Origin of the sequence: Knoellia sinensis KCTC 19936 (assembly GCF_000768705.1) — a bacterium.
Classification (GTDB): Bacteria; Actinomycetota; Actinomycetes; order Actinomycetales; family Dermatophilaceae; genus Knoellia; species Knoellia sinensis.
The window spans coordinates 468,256-493,787 of record NZ_AVPJ01000001.1 but is presented as its reverse complement, the minus strand read 5'-3'; the positions used below and the strand labels follow the sequence as shown (position 1 = coordinate 493,787).

Annotated in this window: 24 protein-coding genes; 20 read left to right on the top strand and 4 right to left on the bottom strand. The window is 68.2% G+C overall.

The annotated features are described in order from the left end of the window. Window positions 1-108: 108 nt before the first annotated feature. The 3 genes from N802_RS02300 (at window position 109) to N802_RS02290 (ending at window position 1,296) form a co-directional block, all read left to right on the top strand. On the top strand, window positions 109-378 hold the full coding sequence (locus N802_RS02300; protein ID WP_035911452.1) for a F0F1 ATP synthase subunit epsilon: 270 nt from the start codon (window positions 109-111) through the stop codon (window positions 376-378). A gap of 16 nt (window positions 379-394) precedes the next feature. Beyond that, entirely contained in the window at window positions 395-823 is a 429-nt protein-coding gene (locus N802_RS02295) for a DUF2550 family protein (protein WP_035911449.1), read from the top strand. A 116-nt stretch (window positions 824-939) separates the two neighbouring features. Then, window positions 940-1,296, top strand: coding sequence for a hypothetical protein (locus N802_RS02290; protein ID WP_156971239.1), 357 nt, complete (start codon window positions 940-942; stop codon window positions 1,294-1,296). On the opposite strand, the gene N802_RS02285 is transcribed toward N802_RS02290, so the two are convergent. Continuing rightward, window positions 1,297-1,965, bottom strand: coding sequence for a cob(I)yrinic acid a,c-diamide adenosyltransferase (locus tag N802_RS02285; RefSeq protein ID WP_035911445.1), 669 nt, complete (start codon window positions 1,963-1,965; stop codon window positions 1,297-1,299). A gap of 169 nt (window positions 1,966-2,134) precedes the next feature. Here N802_RS02285 and N802_RS02280 point away from each other — a divergent pair, with 169 nt between their 5' ends. From N802_RS02280 to N802_RS02270, 3 genes are all read left to right on the top strand, one after another. Beyond that, a complete protein-coding gene (locus tag N802_RS02280; RefSeq protein WP_052109314.1) occupies window positions 2,135-2,488 on the top strand; it encodes an STAS domain-containing protein in 354 nt (117 codons plus the stop codon). A gap of 21 nt (window positions 2,489-2,509) precedes the next feature. After that, a complete protein-coding gene (locus N802_RS02275) occupies window positions 2,510-3,550 on the top strand; it encodes an acyltransferase family protein (protein ID WP_035911442.1) in 1,041 nt (346 codons plus the stop codon). Window positions 3,551-3,669: 119 nt separating this feature from the next. Beyond that, window positions 3,670-5,688 carry a protein meaA gene (locus N802_RS02270; protein WP_035911440.1) on the top strand — a complete coding sequence of 673 codons (2,019 nt, stop codon included), beginning with the start codon at window positions 3,670-3,672 and terminating at the stop codon, window positions 5,686-5,688. 21 nt (window positions 5,689-5,709) lie between these two features. On the opposite strand, the gene N802_RS02265 is transcribed toward N802_RS02270, so the two are convergent. Beyond that, window positions 5,710-6,975: a GNAT family N-acetyltransferase gene (locus N802_RS02265; RefSeq protein ID WP_052109313.1), complete on the bottom strand. Its 1,266-nt coding sequence runs from the start codon at window positions 6,973-6,975 to the stop codon at window positions 5,710-5,712. An 83-nt stretch (window positions 6,976-7,058) separates the two neighbouring features. Here N802_RS02265 and N802_RS02260 point away from each other — a divergent pair, with 83 nt between their 5' ends. Further along, window positions 7,059-7,904, top strand: a complete 846-nt coding sequence (locus N802_RS02260) for a sugar phosphate isomerase/epimerase family protein (RefSeq protein WP_156971238.1) — start codon at window positions 7,059-7,061, stop codon at window positions 7,902-7,904. Then, complete coding sequence (locus N802_RS02255) at window positions 7,901-8,926, top strand: hydroxyacid dehydrogenase (protein ID WP_052109350.1); 1,026 nt, start codon at window positions 7,901-7,903, stop codon at window positions 8,924-8,926. The genes N802_RS02260 and N802_RS02255 overlap by 4 nt, the downstream gene beginning before the upstream one ends. Here the strand turns inward: N802_RS02255 and N802_RS02250 are convergent. Continuing rightward, window positions 8,885-10,747 carry a DUF5107 domain-containing protein gene (locus tag N802_RS02250; protein WP_052109312.1) on the bottom strand — a complete coding sequence of 621 codons (1,863 nt, stop codon included), beginning with the start codon at window positions 10,745-10,747 and terminating at the stop codon, window positions 8,885-8,887. The two genes, N802_RS02255 and N802_RS02250, sit on opposite strands and share 42 nt — an antisense overlap. Window positions 10,748-10,990: 243 nt before the next feature. Between N802_RS02250 and ngcE the strand changes: the two genes are divergently transcribed. From ngcE to N802_RS02230, 4 genes are all read left to right on the top strand, one after another. Further along, window positions 10,991-12,406, top strand: a complete 1,416-nt coding sequence (gene ngcE, locus N802_RS02245) for an N-acetylglucosamine/diacetylchitobiose ABC transporter substrate-binding protein (RefSeq protein ID WP_035911436.1) — start codon at window positions 10,991-10,993, stop codon at window positions 12,404-12,406. 83 nt (window positions 12,407-12,489) lie between these two features. Further along, window positions 12,490-13,473 (top strand): carbohydrate ABC transporter permease, encoded by a 984-nt coding sequence (locus N802_RS02240; protein ID WP_035911434.1) that lies wholly within the window; start codon window positions 12,490-12,492, stop codon window positions 13,471-13,473. A 41-nt stretch (window positions 13,474-13,514) separates the two neighbouring features. Further along, complete coding sequence (locus tag N802_RS02235) at window positions 13,515-14,363, top strand: carbohydrate ABC transporter permease (protein WP_156971251.1); 849 nt, start codon at window positions 13,515-13,517, stop codon at window positions 14,361-14,363. Window positions 14,364-14,403: 40 nt separating this feature from the next. Beyond that, window positions 14,404-15,027 carry a histidine phosphatase family protein gene (locus N802_RS02230; RefSeq protein WP_035911432.1) on the top strand — a complete coding sequence of 208 codons (624 nt, stop codon included), beginning with the start codon at window positions 14,404-14,406 and terminating at the stop codon, window positions 15,025-15,027. A gap of 39 nt (window positions 15,028-15,066) precedes the next feature. Here the strand turns inward: N802_RS02230 and nucS are convergent, their stop codons facing one another. Next, window positions 15,067-15,762, bottom strand: coding sequence for an endonuclease NucS (nucS, locus tag N802_RS02225; RefSeq protein ID WP_035911430.1), 696 nt, complete (start codon window positions 15,760-15,762; stop codon window positions 15,067-15,069). 127 nt (window positions 15,763-15,889) lie between these two features. On the opposite strand from nucS, the gene N802_RS02220 reads away from it, so the two are divergent. The 8 genes from N802_RS02220 to N802_RS02185 all read left to right on the top strand — a co-directional run bounded on the left by N802_RS02220 (window position 15,890) and on the right by N802_RS02185 (window position 25,295). Continuing rightward, on the top strand, window positions 15,890-17,059 hold the full coding sequence (locus N802_RS02220; RefSeq protein ID WP_035911428.1) for a 3-hydroxyacyl-CoA dehydrogenase NAD-binding domain-containing protein: 1,170 nt from the start codon (window positions 15,890-15,892) through the stop codon (window positions 17,057-17,059). Window positions 17,060-17,208: 149 nt separating this feature from the next. Continuing rightward, window positions 17,209-18,987: a 3-hydroxyacyl-CoA dehydrogenase family protein gene (locus N802_RS02215; protein WP_035911426.1), complete on the top strand. Its 1,779-nt coding sequence runs from the start codon at window positions 17,209-17,211 to the stop codon at window positions 18,985-18,987. Between the two features lie 115 nt (window positions 18,988-19,102). Next, on the top strand, window positions 19,103-19,492 hold the full coding sequence (locus N802_RS02210; protein ID WP_035911423.1) for a DUF2237 family protein: 390 nt from the start codon (window positions 19,103-19,105) through the stop codon (window positions 19,490-19,492). A 98-nt stretch (window positions 19,493-19,590) separates the two neighbouring features. Then, the gene (locus N802_RS02205) at window positions 19,591-22,050 is read left to right on the top strand and encodes a GcvT family protein (RefSeq protein WP_035911420.1); all 2,460 of its coding nucleotides are present in this window, start codon (window positions 19,591-19,593) and stop codon (window positions 22,048-22,050) included. A gap of 75 nt (window positions 22,051-22,125) precedes the next feature. Beyond that, window positions 22,126-22,986 carry a hypothetical protein gene (locus N802_RS02200; RefSeq protein ID WP_035911417.1) on the top strand — a complete coding sequence of 287 codons (861 nt, stop codon included), beginning with the start codon at window positions 22,126-22,128 and terminating at the stop codon, window positions 22,984-22,986. Further along, window positions 22,986-23,546: a SigE family RNA polymerase sigma factor gene (locus N802_RS02195; protein ID WP_052109311.1), complete on the top strand. Its 561-nt coding sequence runs from the start codon at window positions 22,986-22,988 to the stop codon at window positions 23,544-23,546. The genes N802_RS02200 and N802_RS02195 overlap by 1 nt, the downstream gene beginning before the upstream one ends. Window positions 23,547-23,600: 54 nt before the next feature. Further along, complete coding sequence (locus N802_RS02190) at window positions 23,601-23,900, top strand: hypothetical protein (protein ID WP_035911414.1); 300 nt, start codon at window positions 23,601-23,603, stop codon at window positions 23,898-23,900. 54 nt (window positions 23,901-23,954) lie between these two features. After that, window positions 23,955-25,295, top strand: coding sequence for an AI-2E family transporter (locus N802_RS02185; protein ID WP_035911409.1), 1,341 nt, complete (start codon window positions 23,955-23,957; stop codon window positions 25,293-25,295). Window positions 25,296-25,532: the final 237 nt, after the last annotated feature.

Below are 25,532 nucleotides of genomic sequence, written 5' to 3'. Positions count from 1 at the left end.
TTCGCAGGGCCGATGCCGCGCGCGGTGTCGGCCCTGCGGCATAGGGCGACGAGGGCACTCCGCCCGCGCCGCTAGACTTCATCTCCACACCACTTCCCGGAGGAACACGTGAGCCAGCTTCAGGTCGAACTCGTCGCCGCGGACCGCAAGGTCTGGGAGGGCGAGGCGAGCCAGGTGAGTGCCCGCTCCATCGATGGTGAGCTCGGGATCATGCCCGGCCACACGCCCATCCTCGGCGTCCTCGTGCAGGGCGAGATCAAGATCCACGGCGAGGGTGGCGTGCGCACGGCCACCATCGACGGTGGCTTCCTGTCGGTCGACCACGACCGCGTGACGATCCTTGCCGAGGCCGTCGACGCCTCCGGCCTGGGCAACTGAGCGAGCGCGCAACGTCATGAGTGCGATCGCCACCGTTGAGCTCGTGCTCGCGGTGGTCCTCGCCCTCATCGTGCTGTTCATCGTCTACATCTGGCTGCGCCGCCGCTACATCTCCGGAGGCAAACCGCTCATGCTCTGCGCCATCAACACGGGTGACCGCCGCTGGCGGCTGGGACTCGTGCGCATCGCGGGGGATCGACTCGACTGGTTCTCGGTCGTCGGTCCCTCGCCGCGTCCGGCCCACTCGTGGCTGCGCCACGATCTCGATCTCGGTGCGCCAAAACGGTTGCCCGACGCCGTGCCCGGGCTGCCGGCCGACGCGATCTCGGTGGTCGGCCGATCGCGGTCGACGGACTACGAGCTGGCGATGAGCACGGCCGCCTACACCGCGGTCCGGGCCTGGCTCGAGAGCTCGCCGCCCGGCTTCAACGTCAACGTCGCATGAGGGATCGCGCTCGTGGGTCGTGGAGTGTCACGGCAGGGGTGGCGTCCTTGCTGCTCGCTGTGTCTGGATGTGGGTTGCTCGGAGAGGAGTCCGCTCCCTCGGATGTGCGGTTGCTGGTGTCCGCACCAGTCGACGGGGCGGATCAGGCTCAGGTTCTGGGCATCCTGACCCGCAACGACCAGGGCTGTCTCGTGCTCGACCAAGGGCCCCCGGACCACGTGCCGGTGGTGTGGCCCGAGGGAACTGTCCCGCTGCTCGGCGACGACACGTTGGACGGGGTCAGGCTCCCCAGCGGAACCGAGGTGCGGGTCGGCCAGTCCCTTCAGGGAGGCGGCGGCTACTCCACCCTGAAGGACGTGACTCTCGGGTCCGGCGACCCCGCGAAGTGTGGCTTCGGCGAGGGTTCCGGGGCGGCCATGCTCAGTAGCGACCCGGTCTCCGTCAGCACGCCAAGCGCGTCGCCGACCAGCTGATCAGTCGTCGTCGGTCGTCGGGTCGTCCGACTCCGGGACGCTGCGCCCCTTCTTCGTCGGGGCCTCGGCTCGGCCGCCGCCCGGCTGCCACAGCACGTCGCCACCCGCGTCGAGGTTCGCCACTCGGGCGAGGATGAAGAGCAGGTCGGACAGGCGATTGAGGTATGCCGCCGTCACCGGATTGACGCCTCCCTCACCCTTGCTGGTCCCCACGTCGGTGCCATGCGCCTCGATCGCGGCCCACGTCGCGCGCTCCGCCCGGCGCACCACCGTCGTGGCCTGGTGGAGATGGGCAGCGGCCACCGTGCCGCCAGGGAGGATGAAGGAGCGCAGCTTCTCGAGCTTGGCGTTCTGGGTGTCGCAGTCGGCCTCGAGCTCGTCGATCCACGCGCTCTGGACCCGGAGTGGTGGGTACTCGGGGTTCTCGACAAGTGGCGTGCACAGGTCGGCGCCGACGTCGAACAGGTCGTTCTGCACCCGCAGCAGAATGGTTCGGACGTCGTCGGTGAGGTCCCCTGTCGCGAGGACGACGCCGATGACCGCGTTGGCCTCATTGGCATCGGCGTAGGCCGCCAGGCGTGGGTCGGTCTTGCTCGTACGGCTGAAGTCGCCCAGCGCCGTGGTGCCGTCGTCGCCGGTACGGGTGTAGATGCGGGTGAGGTTGACCATGGCCCGAGCCTGCCAGATGGTCGTCTGGGCGCGGCGTCGGTCCGGGCCACAGGCTGACGCACGTCACCTTCCCACGTCCACATGCTGGCCTTTGCCGATTCTTTACTCGACGCATGCCCGGCCTGTGGGGACCGTCCCGTTCAATGGACGGCACAGGGAGGAGGCCGCCATGACGCATCCTGTGCACACGCTCGTCACGCTCGACGAGCGCCGCGACACGACCGGACACCATGTCTCCCTGCGCGGGCGCCTCGACATCCACACCGTGCCGGACCTGCGCCTCGTCCTGCACCGCATCGTCGACGACGGCAGCGACGACCTCCTCTTGGACTTGGCCGAGTGCGAGATCGGCGACGCGACGGGCTTCGGCGTCATCGTCGAGTGTCTCCGTCGCGCGCGACGAGGCTCGCGGACGTTCTGCATCGTGGAGGCCGACCAGCGCACTCGCCGACTCCTGCACCGGGCGCGGCTGGCGCATGTCGTCGGCCAGACCGAATCGGCCGACGGCGCTGCGGTCGGCTGATCCGTCGCCGATACTGACCGGGTGACCGACCAGCCCGCCGCTCCCCGACGCAACCTGGGTCTCGATGCTGCCCGCGGGCTGGCAGTCGTGGCGATGGTCATCGCCCACGCACTTCCCTTCATCAGCGGGCGCGTCTCGCAGGGTGTGGCCTTCCTCCTCAGCCAGGTCAACGATCTCGCGTCGCCCCTCTTCGCGCTCTCGATGGGCGTGGCGGCCGGACTGGTCTTTCCGGGGCCCTCCGTCGCCCGTGGCATCGCCCGCGCGGTGGTGAGGGGCGGGGCGCTGATCCTGCTCGGCGTCGGCCTCGAGCACGCGAACCACTGGGTGGCGGTGATCCTGCACATCCTCGGCCTGCTGCTGATTGTCGGCACCCCCCTGCTCCTGCTCGGCTCGCGATGGCTCATTGCCCTGGCCGCAGCACTGTTCGCCGTCGGGCCGTTCGTCATCGAGGCCGTCAACCGAGCGGGCGGCACGGGCGTCACGGACGGCGTGCCGGAGGCTGACTGGGTGCAGAACCCGCTGCTCCAGTGGCTCGTCCTCAACACCCACTACCGCGTCCTCACCCTGCTTCCGCTCTTCCTCATCGGTGCGGTCCTCGCCCGTCGAGGGCTGGACGACGAGCGGGCAGCCTGGTGGTGTCTCATCGGTGGCTTCGCCATGGTCTGGACAGCCTTCGCCCTGGAGCTGCTCGGCTTCCCGGTGGAATTCTCCGGTGACTTCACGGATCAGGTGCAGGAGAACGGACTGGCGCTCGCGGCATACGGAGCGATCATGGTGACCACGCTGGGACGGAAGGGACGCGCCGATCCGCCAGCCCTGCGCCCGCTGGCTCGCGTCGGGCAGGTGGCGTTGTCGCTCTATGTCGCGCACGTCCTGTTCCTCGTCGTCCTGATCCCCGAATTCCCACAGCGCGGATGGGTGCCGTTCGTGCTCTTCGTCACGGTGAGTGTCGCGGTGGCATGGGCGTGGGCGAGGTTCGTCGGGCGCGGTCCGATCGAGTGGCTCATCGACCTCGTCGCGCCAGCGCGGCGGCCCTCAAGCGTGAGCACTCTCACCGCCTGAGAACCTGTCTCGACCGCTGGACGCCGCGTAGCGTTGAGCGCATGCCCGAAGACCGTTCTGCCTCACCGGCGCCCGCTGCCGCAGCTCCTGCTCGTCCGGAGCGTGACCGCCCCTGGGTCATGCGCACGTATGCCGGCCACTCCAGTGCCGCTGCCTCGAACGCGTTGTACCGACGCAACCTCGCGAAGGGGCAGACGGGCCTCTCGGTGGCGTTCGACCTGCCGACGCAGACCGGCTACGACCCCGACCACGTCCTCGCGCGCGGTGAGGTTGGCAAGGTCGGTGTGCCGATCTCGCACATCGGGGACATGCGTGCGCTGTTCGACCAGATCCCGCTCGGCCAGATGAACACGTCGATGACGATCAACGCGACCGCCATGTGGCTGCTCGCGATGTATCAGGTCGCTGCCGAGGACCAGGCCGTCGCCGCAGGTGAGGACCCGGCCACCGTCGTGAAGTCGCTCGGTGGCACCACGCAGAACGACATCATCAAGGAGTACCTGTCGCGCGGGACCTACGTCTTCGCGCCGGCGCCGTCGCTGCGGCTCATCACTGACATGGTGAGCTACACCGTCGCCGAGATCCCCAAGTGGAACCCCATCAACATCTGCAGCTATCACCTCCAAGAGGCCGGCGCGACGCCCGTGCAGGAGATCGCCTACGCGATGTCCACGGCGATTGCCGTGCTGGACGCTGTCCGTGATGCGGGTCAGGTGCCCGAGGAGCGGTTCGGCGAGGTCGTCGCCCGCATCTCCTTCTTCGTCAACGCCGGTGTCCGGTTCGTCGAGGAGATGTGCAAGATGCGCGCCTTCGTCGAGCTGTGGGACGAGCTGACCCGGGAGCGCTACGGCGTCACCGACGCCAAACAGCGGCGCTTCCGCTACGGCGTCCAGGTGAACTCGCTCGGCCTCACCGAGGCCCAGCCGGAGAACAACGTCCAGCGCATCGTGCTCGAGATGCTCGCCGTGACGCTCTCGAAGGACGCACGTGCGCGCGCCGTCCAGCTGCCGGCGTGGAACGAAGCGCTCGGCCTTCCGCGTCCGTGGGATCAGCAGTGGTCGCTGCGCATGCAGCAGGTGCTCGCGTTCGAGTCGGACCTCCTTGAGTACGAGGACCTCTTCGCGGGGTCGACGGTTGTCGAGGCCAAGGTCGCCGAGCTCATCGCCGGAGCCAAGGCTGAGATCGCTCGCGTGCAGGACATGGGTGGCGCGGTTGCTGCCGTCGAGAGCGGCTACATGAAGTCGGCGCTCGTCGCCTCGCACGCGCTGCGCCGCCAGCGGATCGAGGCGGGCGAGGACATCATCGTCGGCGTCAACAAGTTCGAGACGACCGAGCCGAACCCGCTGACTGCGGACCTCGACACCGCGATCCAGACGGTGGACGCGGGCGTCGAAACGGCCGCGGCCGCAGCCGTGCGTGAGTGGCGCGAGAAGCGCGACGCCGACCCCGCCAAGCGTGACCGCGCTGCCGCGGCGCTCGCTCGCCTGCGCGAGGTGGCCGTCACCGACGAGAACCTCATGGAGGCCTCGCTCGAGTGCGCTCGCGCAGAGGTGACGACGGGGGAGTGGGCACAGGCGCTGCGCGAGGTCTTCGGCGAGTTCCGTGCACCGACGGGTGTCACCGGTTCAGTGGGCCTCACCGGTGGAGCTGCCGGTGCCGAACTGTCCGCGGTGCGCGAGCGGGTTGCCGGGCTGGGTGACGAGCTGGGTGAGAAGTTGCGCGTGCTCGTCGGCAAGCCCGGCCTCGACGGTCACTCCAACGGCGCCGAGCAGATCGCGGTGCGTGCCCGTGACGCCGGCTTCGAGGTGATCTATCAGGGCATCCGCCTGACGCCCGAGCAGATCGTCGCGGCCGCGGTGTCCGAGGACGTCCACCTCGTCGGCATCTCGATCCTGTCGGGGTCGCACATGGAACTCGTTCCTGAGGTGCTCGAGCGCCTGCGTGACGCCGGTGCTGGCGACATCCCCGTCATCGTCGGCGGGATCATCCCCGAGTCCGACGCCGCGCGACTCAAGGCGCTCGGGGTGGCAGAGGTGTTCACGCCCAAGGACTTCGGCCTCAACGACATCATGGGTCGCTTCGTCGACGTCATCCGCGACGCCCGCCTCGGGCAGACGGCCGAACCGGTCAACGCCTGACCCGGAGGCCCGGTAGGTCGGTCAGAAGTCCGTGTTGCAGTAGGGCGCCGGTCCACCGTCGGCGAGGGTGGCGAACCGCGCCAGGGCTTCGTGCGTACCCGCGATGCGTCCTGCCCGGGCCATCGTGTCGACCCCGACGTCGCCGAGGTAGAGCGTCCCCAACGTCTCGACGTCGACGGTGACGTCGGGCTCCTCCCTGGACGGGGTCACCGTGGCCCGACCACCCTCGGCAGCGATGGCGAAGGATCCGTCCGCGTGGCCGAGGTCGTCGACGACGCGCAGGACGATCCGGTCGTCCGCGAACCATGGCCGGGCTTCGAGCGCGACTGGGACGTCAAGAACCCTGACCCAGAGGTGGTCCCCGATCGACGTCGTGTGGCGGACACGGTGATCGACGAGGGCGTGGCCCAGAGGGTCGACAACGGGCACCGTGGCCAGCACGGCGTGCGTGAGGTCGATGTCGGCGAGGAACTGCCACAGGGCCAGGTGGGCAGTGGGGGTTGTCGCCACGAGGTCGCGGACTTCTGCCTCGTCGGCGTCCTCGTCCTTGACGACGTAGGCGACGTAGCCATCCGCCTCGCCGTCCGGACCCACCCGCACGGCGATCCGCTGCTTGCGGTCCTCGCTCATCTCGTCCCAGTCGAAGCCAGTCCGTGCGGCTTCGTAGTAGTCGGGACGGTCGACGCTGCCGCGCGTGGTGGCATGTGCCCGCGCGAAGATCGCCGACAGTATCGGCCAGGACGTCGCGGGGTCGACCATGACGACGCGCCCGCCGTCGTTCGGTCGCTCCCGCAGGCGGAACCGCTCCGAGGTGTCGACGCGCACCTTCGCCACCCGCGTGGCGGGACCGAACCCGAAGCGCTGATAGATCGACCCCTCCGAGGACGTGAGCACCGCCACGGGCATGGACTGCGCGACTGCGCTCTCGAGGTTCTCCGTCATGAGGCGCCGCATGATGCCGCGCCGGCGATGGGTCGGCGCCACGGTGACATCGGTGACCATCCACGCCGGGATGACGGCCGCACCGGCATTCAGCGTCTTGACGAAGTGGGCAAACGTCGCCACTGGCACCGCGCTCGCCAGCGGCAGGTCGGCGGACTCCCACACGCCGACGTCGACGCTGCCATCGGCGCGTGAGGACGCGAGCCACTTGGTCCGGAACTCGTCGTTGGGGCTGCTCACGTGGAACCCCCGCACGACCGCTTCGAGCCAGGCGTCGAGCCTCGCCGTGTTCGAATCGCTCTCGTCGTCGAGGTCGAGCGTCTCGTGGGTGAGATCGTCGGTCACCCCGCCAGCCAACCAGTCGCGGACGCGCGATGTCGAACGGTTAAGGGCCGGACTGCCCATCGTCCCTGTGTGAGACTGCCGGGGTGAGCCAGCCTCCCGTCGTGCCGGACACCTGGCCGAGGGACGCGCTGGGCGCCTCAAGCCTGGGTATGCCGGGTGCTCACCTTCGCGACTTCCTCGCCACCGTGGTGGCGCACGGCTGTACGTCGGTCGAGCTCCGAGTGGGCGAAGGGGAGGTGGTGCCGAGGTCGATGGCGAGCGACGACGCGGAGGCAGTGGGTGACGTCTGTCGCCGCGCCGGCGTCGAGGTGCTCGCCCTGGCGAGCTACGTCAAGGTCTGCGCGCCTGGCGACGATGACGTCGTGATCGGTGACCTCGTCGAGCACCTGCGCCTGGCAGCCGCGATCGGGGCAGGGGGCGTGCGCGTCTTCCCCGGTGGCGTCGACGGTGGTCCGGAGGACGATGTCCGGGGGGGCCGGCGGATCGCCGGTGCGGCAGTGGCGGCTGAGGAACTCGGCGCCAGGATCCTCATGGAGACGCACGACAGCCATCCACGGGCCGTCGACGTCGAGCGCATCCTGCGCAGGGCGGGCGTGGGTGATCGGACCGTTGGAGTCATCTGGGACGCGGCGCACCCCTGGATCGCGGGGGAGGACCCGGCCGCTACGGCTGCGGTGCTCCAGCCCTGGCTCGCCCACGTGCAGCTCAAGGACGTCGCTGCGCGTCAACGGGGGGCCGAGCCGGTCCTCACGGGCCACGGGATCCTCCCGCTGGGTGAGGTGCTCGACGCCCTCGACGACCGCGAGCTGCGTCTCCCGCTCGTCCTCGAGTGGGAGAAGGCGTGGTTCGAAGGGATCCCCGAGCTCGCCGAGGCGCTCGCCGCCACCGGGCAGTGGTTGTCGGGGCACCGGCCGACGAGGCACTCATGACGGACACCCCGATCCCGCTCACTCGGCCGAGGATCGCGTTCGCCATGCGAACGGGCCTGCGTGAGCAGGTTCTGTCAACCGATGCCCTCGGCCGTCTCGAGCGGCTCGCCGAGGTCCTGTCGCTGGAGGAGCTCACGGAGTTCGAGTCCGAAGCCGCAACCCGCCTGCTCGCGCGCACCGACGTGCTCATCACGTCCTGGGACGCGCCGATTGTCGACGATGCCGCCCTCGACCGCGCGCCTCACTTGAAGGCGGTCGTGCACGCCGCTGGGTCGGTGCGCCACCACCTCACCCCCGCCGTCTGGGAGCGGGGCGTGCTGGTGGCCTCGGCAGCCGACGCCAACGCCATTCCCGTCGCCGAGTACACCCTCGCCGCGATCCTCCTCTCCGGCAAGGCGGTCCTGCCGCTGGCTGACGCGTACCGTGCCGACCCCGCCAACATCGACGTGACTCAGTGGCGCTCGATCGGCAACTACGGCAAGCGAGTTGGCATCATCGGGGCCTCACGAATCGGGCGACTCGTGTGCGGGCTGGTGCAGCCGTTCGCCTTCGAGGTCGTCATCGCGGACCCCTTCCTCGACGAGCCGGGCGCGGCACGCCTCGGAGCCCGGCTCGTCACCCTTGAGGAGCTCTGCGTGACGAGCGACATCGTGACCGTCCATGCTCCCGAACTGCCCGAGACACACCACCTCGTGGACGACGCGCTCCTGGCGTCAATGCACGACGGTGCCACGCTGATCAACACGGCGCGAGGCTCGCTCGTGGACCAGGACGCCCTCACCCGTGAACTCGTCTCGGGACGCCTCAACGCCGTTCTCGACGTCACGGCGCCGGAGCCCCTGCCCGCTGGCTCACCCCTGCTCCGTTTGCCCAACGTCCTCACCACCCCGCACATCGCGGGTTCGCTCGGCACGGAGCTCCGGCGACTCGGTGATGCGGCCGTCGGCGAGGTCGAACGTCTTGCCCGGGGACAGACGCCGCTAGGAGCCGTTGCCCTCGATGACCTCGGGCACCTCGCCTGACATCCGGAAGTCGAGGTGGGCCGGCACCGGCACTTCTGGGCGGAGTCGCTCCCAGAGGTCGGACAGGGTGCGATCGCCCTCGGCCAGGTCGGGTACCTCGATGTCGGCGAGGACCTCGAGGGCGGCATCGTGTTCGCCCAGATCAGTGAGCGCATTCGCCAGCATCATGCGCGTGCGGCCCGCTTCCCTGACCGCAGGAATGAGGGAGCCGATGACCTCGACCACCTCCCGATGGCGCCCCGAGCGGGCAAGGTCCAGGAGCCGCTCCGTCGCCAGCCTCCGGTCCTCGGGTGCGAGGGTCGTGGCCTCGGCATAGAGCTTCGCTCTGGTGTCCGCGTCGTCGGTGAGCAGCGCCAGCCCACGCATCGCCCATGCCGTGGGATGGATCTCAAGACTCTTCTCGTATGCCGTCCGCGCACCTTCCGCGTCCTCGCGCACGTGGCGCGCCGTGCCGAGGGCGTAGTGGACCCACCATCCCGGGGCTGATCGCGAGATCTCGGTGAAACGGTCGACCCATCGTTCCGACACGGGGGGCAGCGTCGGCAGGTCGGGCGAGAACGTGGCGAGGCCGGCGGCATCGTCGTTCTCGACCAGTCGGCGCAAGGGCGCGCTGTCATCGTCGACCTGAAGAAAGGTGAGGCCCTTGGGTGCCGCGTCCCCACGCAGCGCCAACTCCACCCGTCCCCACCCAGAACCGGTGTGAAGGACTTCCTCCGGCGCACGGTCCGCGACCTGGGCGAGCCAGTAGGCGTGGTCTGCCTCGAGCCTTTCCGGTGGTGACTGCTCGAGGACTGCATTGCGAGCGGAACTGGACGCGACGGCATACTCAGCGGTTGTACGTCCGGGGTCGAGCTCGATGGCACCAAAGGCCTCGGTCCACGAGATGGTGGCGTTCGCACCGAGTTCGTCGTGTTCCAGCTGGGTGGTGCAGACCCCGGCCTGGATCTCGAGGTAGCGATTCCCGGGTGCGCCGAGCCAGTCCTGCCAGCGGTTGCCTCCGGGCCCGCTGCCCCACAGGAAGAGTTTGCGCCCGCGCAGGGCATCGGTCGACGTCTGGCCGAAACCGCGACCGTCCGGTTCGACCGCGGTGACGACGCGCCCGGGGTGGTCGCCGACGTCGAAGAAGTAGTCCGCGGCATACCGGCTCGCACTCGGGACGCTGACGTCCGCCGGTCCGTCGGGGAACGGGACCGACACGCGTTCCAGGCGGCCGCCGTAGTCGGTGCGCCACGCCGTGGTCGCCGGCACGAGGACCCGCGTATCCGGCGTCTCTGGGACGGCGATGTTGGTCCAGTAGTACAGCGGCTTCGGCTCCGGGTCGGGGTTGATCACCCTCGTCGAGGCCATGAGGCGGGCGCCCCGGAGCCACAGGTCGATCTGGAGGACGAGGTCCCGGGTGCGCTCCCACTCCCACAGCCGGAGGACGGTGCCGAGCGGGGTGTCGAGCCTCGCTGCGTGCATCGGCAGGTTCGACATGGTCGTGTGACCGGTCGATCCGAGGTTCCACTCGATCCCTCCGGCGAACCACGCGTCGGTCAGGCCGAAGTTGGCCCAACGCAGCCGTGGATTCTGGTGCAGCAGTTCACGGCCGCTCGCGAGGTCGACCATGGACCACACACGCCCGCCGAGTGAGGGGAGGACCTGTGCCCGGACCAGACCGTTGTCGAGCTCGATGACGGGCAGGGCCACCTCGTCGTCGGCCCGCGTGTAGTCACTGAACACGGCATAGGGGAGCGGAGACGTCAGGCGACCCCGGGCCATGCGTTCGCGCATGTCCTCCGGGGCGTCCTCGGAGACCGTGGTCGTTCCGGCCGGACGCACCGGCTCGAGCTGAGGAAGTCGGCTGGGTTCCCCCGGCAGCGCACCCGTGAGCGGTAATGTCCCACACCTGAGCAGCGTGCCGTGTGATGTATTCACACGCGGAAGCGTGATCGAAAGTGATTGGTTGGGTCAAGTCCTTGACACAATCAATCACGTGCACGCACGATGAGCAGGTCGCGGCACCGCGCGGGTGTCGTCCACGCGGGCGGTAACGACGCCGTCCGGGACCGGAAGAAGGACTGGATGGATCTTCGAGGCAATTCAGTGGATCGGCGCTCGATCCTTCGGCTCGCGATGGCGGGGAGTGTCACGCTTCCGGCGCTGGCCCTCGCGGGATGCGCGACGGGTGGCGGATCGAGCGACGACCCCACCACGACCGCCGGGGGCAACACGAGCGAGACGAACCCGTTCGGCATGGCGGACAAGTCGACCGTCGAGGCGGTCATCTTCAACGGTGGCTACGGCATCGACTACGTGACCTTTGCGGCCGGGGTGGTCGAGAAGACGCAGGCGGGCAGCTCGGTCGAGGTCAAGCCTTCGACCCAGATCGCCCAGGAACTGCAACCGCGGTTCGTGGGCGGCAACCCGCCGGACCTCATCGACAACTCGGGCGCCAACCTGATCGGCATCAACACCATCGCCGACCAGCTCGAGGACCTCAACGACGTGTTCGAGGCCAAGAACCTCGAGGGCACGACGATCAAGGACACGCTCTACCCCGGCGTCGAGGAGCCCGGCACGATCGACGGCAAGCTCGTCGCGATCAACTATGTCCAGACGCTCTACGCCGTCTGGTACTCCGCCTCGCTCTTCGAGGCCAACGGCTGGACCCCGCCGAAGACGTGGGACGAGGCCATCAAGCTCGGTGCCGACGCCAAGGCCAAGGGCAAGTTCCTCATGCTCTGGGGCAAGGAGGCCGCGACCTACTACCAGACGCTCGCGATCGGGTCCGCGATCAAGGAGGGTGGCGACGAGGTCCGCCTCGCGCTCGAGAACCTGAAGCCGGACTGCTGGTCGCACGCTGCGGTGCAGGGCGTCTTCAAGGCTCTCGAGACGATCATCAAGAACGGCTACATGAAGCCCGGCGGTGGTGGCACCCAGTTCACCGCGGCTCAGGCCCAGTGGAGCAACGGCCAGGAGGCACTGCTCTACCCCTCGGGCTCGTGGATCGAGAACGAGATGAAGGACCAGACCAAGGCCGACTTCAAGATGACCGGCTTCCCCGAGATGACGGTCACCGCCCAGTCGAAGATGCCCTACACGGCGCTGCACTCTGCGGCCGGTGAGGGTTTCATCGTGCCGAGCAAGGCCAAGAACGTTGCCGGCGGCAAGGAACTGCTCCGGACGATGCTCTCCAAGGAGGCGGCGACCAACTTCGCCAAGACGAAACTCGCTCCGACGATCGTCAAGGACACGGTCCCCGCGGACGGGTTCGGTTCCACGGCGCTCCAGTCCCAGAGCAAGTTGCTGGCCGACGCCGGAGACGACGTCTTCACCTGGAAGTTCGTCGACAACTACGGGATGAACCAGGACATGCTCGTCCCGTGGAACGCCTTCCTCGCGGGCCAGTTCGACGCCGCCAGGCTCACCTCGGAGTTGCAGAAGATCACCGACAAGGTCGCCAACGACTCGTCGGTCAAGAAGGTCGAGGTCAAGTGACCACCGCGTGCCCGGTCCGGCTGTCGCAGCCGGACCGGGCACGCTCTTGTCCGCGTCGCCCGAAACAGAGCTAGGTTCCATCCATGAGTGCAGTCGTCCCCACGGCCCCGTCGACGGAGACGGGCCTCCCTTCCCGGAGGCGACGTCGGCGAATGCCGTTGTCCCGAGTCGTGTTCGTCCTGGTGACGCTCGGCCTTCCCTTCGCCTTCTACACCGTGTTCGTGCTGTGGCCGTTCGTCCAGGCGTTCGTCTACTCGCTCACGAACTGGAGCGGGTTCACCGACACCTTCGAGTTCGTGGGGCTGTCCAACTACGCGGCACTGCTCAAGGACGACATCTTCCTCAAAGCGGTGCGCAACAACCTCTTGCTTGCCCTCGTCGTGCCACTCGTGACGATCATCCTGGCTCTCGCACTGGCCACGATGGTCACCGTTGGCGGGTCGAGCACCGGTGCTGTCCGTGGGCTGTCGCGCTCCTCGTTCTACCGGATCGTGTCGTTCTTCCCCTACACGATTCCCGCCATCGTCATCGGCCTCATCTGGTCGCAGATGTTCGACCCGTCGAGCGGCCTCGTCAACGCCGCCCTCACTGGAATCGGACTCGACCAGTTCGAGTCCTTCGCGTGGTTGGGCGAGGTTTCCACGGCCATGCCGGTGACGATGTTCGTCATCATCTGGGGCTTCGTCGGCTTCTACATGGTCCTGTTCATCGCGGCGATCAAGGGCATTCCCGCCGAGCTGTACGACGCGGCCCGCGTCGATGGCGCGGGCCGGTTCCGGATGACCTTCATGGTCACCCTGCCGATGGTGCGCGAGACGATCCAGACGGCATACATCTATCTCGGCATTCTCGCCCTCGACGCGTTCGTCTACATGGCTGCCCTCAACGCCAGCGGCGGTCCGCAGAACTCGACCCTGACCATGACCCAGGACCTGTTCAACACGGCCTTCAAGCAGGGCCAGTTCGGTCTCGCCAGCGCCATGGGCGTCGTGCTCGCCCTCCTGACCCTGCTCTTCGCGGCGATCGTCTTCGCCGTCAACCGCCTCTCCGGGGGGAAGGAAGCCTGATGGCCATCTCGACCCAGACCGCCGATCCCGCCGTCGACCGCATGAGCGCCTCGCCGAAGGCGTCGTCCGACCGAACCGTCACCGTGGTGTCGCACATCGTCCTCACCCTGTGGTCGATCATCGTCATCCTGCCGCTCGTGTGGGTCTTCATCTCCTCGTGGAAGACGACGGGAGAGATCTTCTCGTCACCCCTGGCGCTGCCCCAAGAGTGGAAGTTCGACAACTATGTCCGCGCGTGGAACGACTCGAACATCGGTCGCTACATGCTCAACTCGGTCATTGTCGTCACGTGCTCGCTCGTGCTCGTCATGATCCTGGGATCGATGGCTGCCTACTCGCTCGCGCGCTACCCGTTCCCGGGCAGTGGTCTGGTCTACTACCTGATCCTCGCCGGCCTGACCTTCCCGGTCTTCCTCGCGATCGTGCCGCTCTTCTTCGTCCTGCGGAACACCGGGCTCCTCAACACGCTGCCCGGCCTCATCGCGACCTATGTCGCGTTCGCGTTCCCGTTCACGGTGTTCTTCCTCTATCCGTTCTTCCGCGGGTTGCCGCAGGAGATCGCCGAGGCCGCCGAACTCGACGGCGCCGGGGAGTGGCGCACCTTTGCGCAGGTCATGCTGCCGATGGCGCGTCCGGGCATCGTCGCGATCGCGATCTTCAACTTCCTGGGCCTGTGGAACCAGTTCCTGTTGCCGGTCGCGCTCAACACCAACGAGGAGAACTACGTGCTCTCCCAGGGCATGGCTCGCTTCGCGTCCCAAGCCGGGTATGCCGTGGACTTCGGTCAGCTCTTCGCTGCGGTCGTCATCACGATCGTTCCGGTCCTCGCGGTCTACATCTTCTCGCAGCGGCAGCTTCAGGGATCGCTCTCGCAGGGCACGCTCAAATAGGCCACGTCGGGGTTCGGGCTCCCGGGGTTAGAGTCGAGAGGTGAGCGATCTGCACTGTCCTGCAACCCTGCTCGTCGCCCGTCATGGCGACGCCGACTACCCGCACGCCAAGGTGCTGTCGGATGACGGTGGCTGGCTCACGGACAAGGGCAAGGACCAGGTGCGCGAGCTTGCCGAGTCGCTCCGCGGTCGCAACGTCGCGGCCGTCTACACCAGTGACCTTCAGCGCGCGGTCGAGTCCGGCGTGTTCGCGGCCGAGATCCTTGGTGTCGAGTCCCGGGTCGTTGCTGGACTCGAGGAGTTCTCGGTCGGGGCCCTCGCCGGACGTGAGCACGACGATCCTGAGCTGCTCGGAGTCTTCGAGGCGTGGAAGGCAGGCCACCTCGGGACGTTCATCCCAGGAGGAGAGAGTGGGCAGGCGGTCCTGACCCGCTATCGCGGCGCGCTTGAGGAGATCTCGGACCAGCACCGCGGCGAGACGGTGCTCGTGTTCACCCACGGGGGAGTCATGTCGTTTGCGCTGCCTCGCATGGGACGCAACGTGCGCAATGACCTTGCGGCGCAACCGTTCCTGCCCAACTGTGCTCTTGCGGAGATTGCGATCGACGCCGACGACGTCACAGTCCACTCATGGCCGGGGAGCGCCGACCGCTCCATCGTCTGACCGTGGCGGACGTGATCCGCTGACACTGACCGAGGATGGTCAGAACAGGCGGTGTTCGCTGTTGTCGATGCCCTTGAGCTCGTCATAGTCGAGAACGACGCAGCGTATGCCGCGGTCCTCGGCGAGCGTGCGTGCCTGCGGCTTGATCTGTTGCGCGGCAAAGACACCCGTGACCGGTGCGAGGTGGGGGTCCCGGTTCATGAGTTCGAGGTAGCGCGTGAGCTGCTCGACACCGTCGATGTCACCGCGGCGCTTGATCTCGACGGCGACGGTGGTGCCCGTGGAGTCCTTGCAGAGGATGTCGACGGGGCCGATGGGCGTCATGTATTCGCGCCGCGTCAGCGTGTAGCCGTCACCGAGCGTGGTGATGTGCTCGGCGAGGAGCTTCTGGAGGTGGGCCTCGACACCGTCCTTGACCAGTCCCGGGTCGACACCGAGGTCGTGGCTGGTGTCGCTGTGGATCTCGTGCAACTTCACGCGGAGTCGGTCCTCGGACTTGGCGTGCTGCACGACCCAGACAGCGGTGACGCCATCCTCGACCTCGGTCTCCTCGGGCTCCACCTCGGCCATGGCGCAGGGCGGGGACATCCAGTTGAGGGGCTTGTAGGAGCCACCGTCGGAGTGGATGAGGACCGAGCCGTCGGCCTTGACCATGAGCAGCCTGGTCGCGAGGGGGAGGTGGGCCGTCAGCCGACCGTCGTAGTCGACGCTGCACTTCGCAATCACCACTCGCACCGGGCCACCCTACGTGGAAGAGGCACGTGGTGCGCAGCGGCTCGACGGGTGCTGGACCTCACTGCGTGGTGACCATCACGCCCGCCGGACCTACCCACGAGTAGAGCTTCGCGGGAGACTCTTCCGCATGACTGAGAACGCCTCGCACGTCCAGATCGCGGACGCCCTCGTGCTGCCCTACCTCAACCACGCTGCGCGCATGCACGAGGAGGGATACGCCTCTCGCGAGGACATCGACAACGGCATGCGCTTCGGCTGCGGCCTGCCCGCCGGCCCGATCGCGGTCATCGACTCCAAGGGCGTGGACGCCGTGATCTCGGCCCTTGAGACGCAGTTCGCTGCCACGGGTGACCCGCTGCACGAGCCCCGCCCCATCCTGCGCGACCTGGCGAACGCCGACGCCGCGGGCGAGGAGACCGCCGAGACTGTCGCGTTGCGCCCGATCTCGTCGGTGGGCGTCGTCGGCACGGGCACCATGGCGTCCGGCATTGTCGAGGTCTTCGCCAAGTCCGGCTACGACGTGGTGTTCGTCGGTCGTGGCGACGACAAGGTCGCCGCGGTCATCGCCACGATCACCAAGAACCTCGCCAAGGCCGTCGATCGCGGCAAGGCCACCCAGGAAGACGCCGACGCGACGCTCGCTCGCATCTCCGGCGCCACCACTCGCGAGGCGCTCGCCGACGTCGACATCGTCGTCGAGGCCATCGCCGAGGACCTGGCCATCAAGCAGGAGCTGTTCCGCGACCTCGACCGCATCACCAAGCCCGGCACGATCCTCGCGACGACGACCAGCTCCATGCCGATCACTGACCTGGCCGCCGAGACGAAGCGTCCCCAGGACGTCGTCGGCATGCACTTCTTCAACCCGGCGACGATCATGAAGCTCGTCGAGATCGTTCGCACGACTGGCGACGACGGCACCGCGGCCGATGTCCTCGCGACGGTCAAGGACCTGTGCGACAAGACCGGCAAGGTCGCCGTGAACTGCTCCGACCGCTCGGGCTTCATCGTCAACGCTCTCCTCTTCCCCTACCTCAACGACGCGGTGAAGCTCGTGGACTCGGGCAAGGCCACCGTCGAGGAGGTCGACGAGGCGATCACCTCGACCTACGGCTACCCCATGGGCCCGTTCGCACTGCTCGACGTCGTCGGTCTCGACGTCTCCCTCGCCATCCAGCGCGAGCTCGTCGAGGAGTTCGGCCACGAGGGCTGGACCCCGGCGCAGACCCTCGTCCAGCTCGTCGAGAAGGGCGACCTCGGTCGCAAGACCGGCAAGGGCTTCCTCACCTACGCCTGAAATCCCCACTGATTGCCCGGCGCTGCACGGCGAGCGCAGCGAGCGCGTGCAGCGCCGGGCAATCAGTGGAAGGTGGGCACCCGGCATACGGGCGCCTGTTCTCACCCCACGGCGCAGCGGTGCCGAGGGGGTCTGCCAGACTCACGAGCATGGCTCGTGACTTCAGCAGCGTGGGTGTGGTCGGACTCGGCACGATGGGTGCCGGCATCGTCGAGGTGTTCGCGCGCAACGGCGTCGACGTCGTCGCGATGGAGGTCGACGAGGCGGGTGTCGAGCGGGGGCAAGGCTTCCTGACACGCTCGACCGGGCGGGCACTCGAGCGCGGCAAGATCACGCAGGAGGCCTACGACACCCTGCATGGGCACGTTCGCTACACGACGTCGTTCGACGACCTGGCGGCCTGTCAGCTCGTGGTCGAAGCCGTGCCCGAGCACTTGGACCTCAAGAAGGAGATCCTCGGGAAGCTCGACGCCGTCGTCGCCGCCGACGCGATCCTCGCGACGAACACCTCGTCGCTGCCGGTCACTGAGATCGCCGTGGCGACGAGCAACCCCAAGCGGGTCGTCGGCATGCACTTCTTCAACCCGGCGCCGGTGCTCCCGTTCGTCGAGGTCATCACGACCGTCGTCACCGAGGACGAGGTCTTCGCCGACGTCAAGGCGCTCGCGGAGCGGCTCGGCAAGAAGCCGGTCGTCGTCGGCGACAAGGCCGGGTTCATCGCCAACGCGTTGCTCTTCGGCTACCTCAACCACGCCGTCTCGATGTTCGAGTCTCGCTACGCCACGCGTGAGGACATCGACGCCGCGATGAAGTTCGGGTGTGGCTACCCCATGGGTCCGCTCGCCCTGATGGACCTCATCGGTCTCGACACGGCATACGAGATCCTCGACACGATGTACAAGCAGGGCCGCGACCGGCTCCACGCACCCAGCCCGATCATCAAGCAGATGGTGAGTGCCGGTCTCAAGGGCCGCAAGAGCGGCCGCGGTTTCTACACGTATGCCGGTCCGTCCAGTCCCGAGGTCGTGGCCGATGCGCTCACGCCCAAGCCGGTGGGGGAGTCGGGCGTCGCCCTGCGCGAGGTGCGCACCGTCGGCGTCGTCGGCTCGGGCACCATGGCCACGGGCATCGTCGAGGTGTTCGCCAAGGCGGGCTTCGACGTCACCTACGTGACACGCAGCCAGGCCAAGGTCGACGGTGTCCGCGCCGGTGTGGAGAAGTCGCTCGAGAAGGCCGTCCAGCGCGGCAAGCTCGACGCGACCGACCGCGATGCGGCAGTCGGTCGCCTCACCGGGTCGACCTCGCTCGACGCCCTGGCGAACGTTGACCTCGTGGTCGAGGCCGTCGTCGAAGACCTGGCCGTCAAGCAGGCGCTCTTCGAGAACCTCGACGAGATCTGCATGCCGGGCGCGATCCTGGCCACGACGACGTCCAGCCTGCCGGTCGTCGACATCGCCTCCGTGACCGGCCGCCCGGCTGACGTCATCGGCATGCACTTCTTCAACCCTGCCGCTGTGATGAAGCTCGTCGAGGTCGTCCACACGATCACCACGGCTCCCGACGTGATTGCGACGGTGCAGGACCTGTGTGGGCGCATCGACAAGCAGCCCGTGACGTGTGGCGACCGCTCCGGCTTCATCGTCAACGCGCTGCTCTTCCCCTACCTCAATGACGCGGTGAAGATGCTGTCGGCCAACTACGCCACGGCCGACGACATCGACACGGCCATGAAGACCGGCTGTGGCCTGCCGATGGGTCCGTTCGAGCTGCTCGACGTCGTCGGGCTCGACGTGGCGCTCGCGATCCAGCGCGAGCTCTACCTCGAGTTCCGCGAGCCCGGGTTCGCGCCGGCACCGCTGCTCGAGCACCTGGTGACAGCGGGCTACCTCGGTCGCAAGACGGGGCGCGGCTTCCGCACCTACTCCTGAGCCCCGAGAACGCGGAAGTCGTCGCAGGACGCGGATATTGCCGCGACCCTCGACGACTTCCCCGTCAGCCGTGGTCGGCGAGCCTCGAAACCTCCCGGCAAGGGATGATCGTCCTGTGACTGAGCGCAACGTCCTCGGCGGCGAACTGGACCCCTGCGGCATGGACCCCGTCACCGGCTTCCGCCGCGACGGCACCTGCACCGTCGGTCCCCTCGACGTGGGCCTGCACGCGATCTGCGCCGTCATGACGGAGGAGTTCCTCGCCCATCAGGCATCGGTGGGCAACGACCTGTCCACGCCGCGCCCGGAGTGGAGTTTCGCCGGCCTCGTCCCGGGCGACCGCTGGTGCGTGGTCGCGGTCCGCTGGCTCCAGGCGTATGAGGCCGGTGTGGCAGCCCCGGTGGTTCTCTCCGCGACCTCGGAGCGGGCGCTGGATGTCGTCCCACTCGAGGTGCTGCGGGCGCATTCGGTCGACGTGCCTCCAGACCTCAGCGCGCTCGACTGACGATGTTCGATGACGTGGAAGTCGTCGAAGGACGTGGATATTGCCGCGCCACCCGACGACTTCCGCATCATCGGAGGCCGGGTGGGTAGCCTCCGCGTGTGAGTGCAGCACAGCAGCTTCCGGACCGGGCCCGAGTCGTCATCATCGGTGGCGGTGTCATCGGGACGTCGATCGCCTACCACCTCGCGCACGAGGGCGTCACGGACGTCGTCCTCGTCGAGCGTGACCGCCTCACGAGCGGGACCACGTGGCACGCCGCCGGCCTCATGACGTGCTTCGGCACGACGAGCGAAACGCTCACCAGCATCCGCCTCTACTCCCGCGAACTCTTCGCGCGACTCGAAGCAGAGACGGGCCTCGCGACCGGCTTCCGCCCCGTGGGACTCGTCGAGGCCGTCGGCGACACGGACCGGCTCGAGGAGTACCGCAGGGTCGCGGCCTTCCAGCGCCGCCTCGGTCTCGAGGTTGACGAGATCAGCCCGCGTGAGATGGCCGACCTCTTCCCGCACGCCACGATGGACGGGCTCATCGCAGGCTTCCACGTGCCGGGCGACGGCCGCGTCAACCCGGTCGACCTCACGATGTCGCTGGCCCGCGGAGCCAAGAACCTGGGAGTCCGCTTCGTCGAGGGCGTCACGGTCGGCGACGTCATCACCCGGCCCGATGGCGCCCTGCCCCGAGTCACTGGCGTGCGCACCAGTGCCGGCGACATCGAGTGCGAGACCGTCGTCAACTGCACCGGTATGTGGGCGCGCCAGTTGGGGGAGCGGCACGGCGTCGTCATTCCCAACCAGGCTGCGGAGCACTACTACCTCATCACCGACACCATCGAGGGGCTCGACCCGAACGGTCCGGTCTTCGAGGACCCCGCGAACTTCGGCTACTACCGCGAGGAGGGCGGCGGCATGATGGTCGGCCTCTTCGAGCCTGAGGCCGCGGCGTGGCAGCTCGACGGGATCCCGGACGACTTCTCCTTCGGCACGATCCCGCCGGACTGGGAGCGCATGGCCCCGGCGCTCGAGGCGGCGATGTCGCGCGTGCCGATCACGCTCGACGCCGGTGTCCGGACGTTCTTCTGTGGTCCGGAGTCGTTCACGCCCGACCGCCTGCCGGCAGTTGGCGAGGCGCCCAACCTCCAGGGCTACTTCGTCGCCGCTGGCCTGAACTCCGTTGGCATCCTCAGCAGCGGAGGGCTCGGACGTGTTGTCGCACAATGGATTTCGAGCGGTCGCCCCGACGTCGACGTCACCGGTATCGACGTCGCGCGCTTCATGCCGCACCAGCTCGAACGCAGCTATCGGCGCGATCGCGTCACCGAGGTTCTCGGCAAGACGTATGCCGCGCACACCCCAGGCATCGAACTCCAGACTGGTCGCGGAACCTTCGTCTCACCGGTCCATGACGAGATGGTCGCCGCTGGCGCGAAACTCAAGGACGTCTCAGGCTGGGAGAGCGCCGATTGGTATGCCGGTGACGGACAGACGCCGCACGTCACCCCTTCGTGGGGTCGCCAGCCGTGGTTCGACCAGTGGGAGGCCGAGCACAGCGCCATCCGCGAGGGCGTGGGACTCATGGACATGTCGTTCATGGCGACGTTCGTCGTGCGAGGTGACGACGCGGGCGCCGTTCTCGAGCGGGTCAGCGCCGGCCATGTGGACGGCGACATCGACCGCATCACCTACACGCAGTGGCTCGGCCCCGACGGTGGCATCGAGGCCGACCTCACGGTCACGAAGCGCGGCGAGAACGACTTCCTCGTCGTCGCGTCGGACACGGCGCACGGGCACACGCTGGCGTGGTTGCGCCGTCAGATCGGCGCAGCCGACGTGACGATCGAGGACGTCACCGAGTCCACGGGTCAGCTCAACGTCCAGGGCCCTCGGTCGCGCGAGGTGCTCCAAGCCCTCACGGACACCGACCTCGCCAACGAAGCGTTCCCCTTCCGCACGGCCCGCACACTCACCATCGCGGGCGTCGAGGCCCTGTGCGTGCGCATCACCTATGTGGGCGAACTCGGCTACGAGCTCTACGTCCCTCGTGACTCGACCGCCGCGGTCTGGAGGGCATTGCGCGAGGAGGGCACGGCATACGGGATTCGTCCTGTTGGTCTCCGCGCACTCGGCTCGCTACGGCTCGAGAAGGCGTACCGCGACTACGGGCACGACATCGACAACACGGACACGGTGGGCATGGCCGGCCTCGGGTTCGCGGTGGACCTCGACACCGACTTCATCGGCCGGAATGCCGTGGTCGCGGAGCGAGAGCACGCTCGACACGACAAGCTCGTCCAGGTGTTGCTCTCCGATCCGGTGCCGCTGATGTTCGGCGCGGAGGTGCTCCTGCGTGACGGTGTTGCTGTGGGTGACGTGCGCTCGGCGTCCTATGGCTGGACGCTCGGCGGAGCAGTGGGCATCGCGTCCGTGGCGGCGGATCGGCCCATCACGAAGGCATGGCTCGATGAGGGCGTGTGGGAGGTCGATGTGGCCGGAACCCGCGTCCCGGCGGCCGTGTCCCTGCGCCCGCTCTACGACCCCACGAGCGCCCGCGTCCGCGCGTAACGTTCCCGTCCGGCCGTCGCGTCTGACAGGTGAGCGGCCGGTCGCAGGGGCCAGCCGCCCCACCAAGGAGACGGCATGAGTTTCGACGACGATCTGGACCGGCTGCTGCGGCGGTCGTTCGACGAGGCGCGTCCGAATGGATCTCACGGCGTTCTGGGGCTGAGGGAGGGAGCGGTGGCACAGGCTCGCCGGATCCGGCGCCGCCGGCGAGTCGGCGCCGCACTGGGTTCGACCACCGTCGTCGCGACACTCGTCGCGGGTGCCAGCGTCCTTGGACCGGTCGGCTGGCTGGGTGGGGGTGCCGACGCGACGGTGGGGGTTGCTGCTGGCCAACCCGGCACAGCTCCGGCGCCGGGCGTGACACCAGCATCACCGGAATCGCCGTACTCGCTGTCAGCCTTCGTCCCCGACCCGGAATCCTTGCCCACCGGACTGGCCTACACGGCTCCCGTTGCCGAAGATCGCGATGCGCGGGGCTCCGTGATCGGTCAGGTCTGTGACGGTGTGCGGGTTGCCGACACCACAGGCATGGATCAAGCCCCCCACGCCGTTGCGAACGCCTGGCGGATGGCGCTTTCGCCCGACGAAGTCGTGCCCAGGCACTCGGTCAAGGTCACCCTCACCGGGTGGACGCGGGGCACTGGTGCCGAGCGCTTTGCCGATCTCCAGGGCAACCGGCAGGGGTGCAGGTTCAACCTCGAGTACGAGCGCCTCACTTGGCCGGGCCGCGACACCGGCACGACGTGGCTCGTCCGACTGGGCACGGGAGACTCCGCATCCCGACTGGCGGCCCAGCGCGTGGGTGACGTCATCGTGGCGGTCGAGGTGAGCCTTCGTGAAGGAGAGGCGGCCGAGCAGCAGAACGCCATCGCACTCTCGGACGCCATCGCCGCCAGCCTCAGGGTCTCCAGTCTTCCCGCGGCCCGGGGAGAGTGATGGGCTTCGGACGCCCGCTGGTCCCTCCGGACGCCGAGGCCTACCTCGACGTGGCTCTGCCACGTCTCCTCGGGATCGCGTTGTCCCTGACGGGTCACCGTCAGGACGCCGAGGACCTCGTGCAGGACTGCGTCGCCAAGGTTCTTGTCTCCTGGTCCAAGGTTCAACGCGCGACCACGCCGGATGCCTACGTTCGCACGATCATGGTCAACACCTTCCTGAGTCGGCGGCGCCGGCGCAGCAGCAGCGAGTTCGTCAGCCACGACACGGTCACGGCGGACCACCGCCGGGTCACCGCGTCCTCGGAGTCACAGGTCGTCGAGCGCGATCACCTGTGGCAGGTGCTCACGAAACTTCCGCCGCGGGAGCGAGCGGTGGTCGTCCTGCGCTACTACGAGGATCTGCCGGACGCCGCCATCGCCGACATCCTGGGGTGCTCGCCGGGAGCCGTACGAGTCACGGCCCACCGGGCCAAGGCGAAACTTCGCACGTTCCTGGAGCCGCCGCCCCACGCGGTCCGAGCGGGCCAATCCGGGCCTGTTGCCGAGGTGCGTGCCTGAAGGGGGACTTGACCTGCCACGTCGTGGGGACGGTGACTCTGGGACGCTGGTGGCATGCCCCGCGCCAACCGACGCCGCAGCGACGACGTGCCTCTCGCGATGGGTCGCCTCGGTCGCGGACAGACGACGACGGAGATGTATGCCGGTCAGCGCTGGACCGTTCGCCGTCTCACCGGAGAGTCGTCGGACCGCACGTACCTGTGCCCAGGCTGCGAACAGAACATCTGGCCGCGCACGGCGCACGTCGTCGCGTGGCCCGAGGAAGGGGTGGGTGGCGTCGGAGACCGCCGCCACTGGCACACTCCCTGCTGGGTCGCGCGTGAGCGGCGCCACCCACGCGGCGCGTTCCGCTGAGCGTTCCGCCGACCCACATGGTCCGGCAACTAGGCTGCCGACCGAGGAGGCGACGTGAACCTGAGCTGGGGCAAGAACTCGATCCGCAACTGGCGTGCCTACCGCACCCGTCAGCGGGACTCACTGCGCGAGAGCAACCGGATCCACCACGAGGACGAGCAGTTGGAGCGCAGCCTGATCCAGGACGTGCTGGGGGAGGGTTCCGAAGGCTCAGGGACGGGGGAGGGCGCCGCGAAGGCCCCGCTCAAGCAGGCCGCCGCTGCAGGCGCCGCGGCGGGGGCCGCCGCCGGTGCCAGTGCGGCGGATGCCTCTGGCTCGTCGACGGGCCAGACGCAGTTCGGCGAAATGGGCCGACCGATGAACCGCCACTCGCCCTTCTACCTCGGTTTCGTCGGGGCGATCGGTGCACTCCTCGCCATCGGTCTGTGGAACTCACTCGGACGTCTCGCGACGACCATCACCATCCTCGTCGTCGCCCTGTTCCTGACCCTCGCCCTCAACCCCGTGGTCGAGTCCCTCTGCCGGCGAGGCCTGAAGCGCTCACTGGCGGTCGGCATCGTGTTCGCCGGACTCGTCCTCGTCTTCACATTTCTGGGGCTGCTCGTGTTCCCGCCGGTCGTCACCCAGGGCGCTGAGCTCGTCCAGCAGGCTCCCACCTACCTCGACCGCATCCTCGATTCACGATGGGTTCAGGAACTCGACAAGAACTACGACGCGGTCGACAAGATCCGCGAGGAGTTCAACAAGCGAATCACGGACCAGACCTTCATCAGCTCGGTCCTCGGCGGTGTCCTCGGTGCTGGGCGCGCTGTGGTCAACGGTGTCTTCCAGACCTTCACCGTCCTCGTCCTCACCCTCTACTTCCTCGCGTCACTGCCCAAGATGAAGCGAGTGGCCTACTCGATGGTGCCGGCGAGCCGCCGCAGCCGGGTCTCGGAGCTCAGCGAGGAGATCATGCGGCGGACCGGCTCCTACGCCATCGGCCAGGTCGGCATCGCGACCATCAACGCTGTCCTCAGCTACGTCATGATGACCGTGCTGGGCATCCCGTATGCCGCCGTGCTCGCCGTTGTGGTCGGCTTCCTCGGCCTCATCCCCATGGTCGGTGCGACCCTCGGTGCCGTCATCGTGTGCCTCGTCGCGTTCTTCCACGAGCCGAGGACGGCCCTCATCGCCGGGATCTACTACATCGTCTACCAGCAGATCGAGAACTACGTCGTCGCGCCGCGGATCATGCAGCGCACGGTGTCCGTCCCCGGCGCCATGACCGTGGTCGCGGCACTCGCGGGAGGCACCCTCCTCGGCGTGCTCGGAGCGCTGCTCGCGATTCCCGTCGCCGCCGCCGTGCTGCTCCTCGTCGACGAGGTCATCATTCCCCGCCAGCGCCACCAGTAAGCCCGAACGAGAGCGATCGCTGGCGACCCGGGAGCGGTGCGTGGCGCCCACCGGACGGTGCGTCGGGACGCCGGCCATGAGTACGCACGCCGCACGGCATACGGAAGTCGGCCGGCGTCTCGCTAGCGCCGTCCGGAGGGCGCAAGCGCCGCGGACCCAAGGGCGCAGGTGACGCCGAGACGAAGCCAGCCCACCGGCATACACCGGTGGGCTGGCTCGGATGAAGCTGAAGTGAGG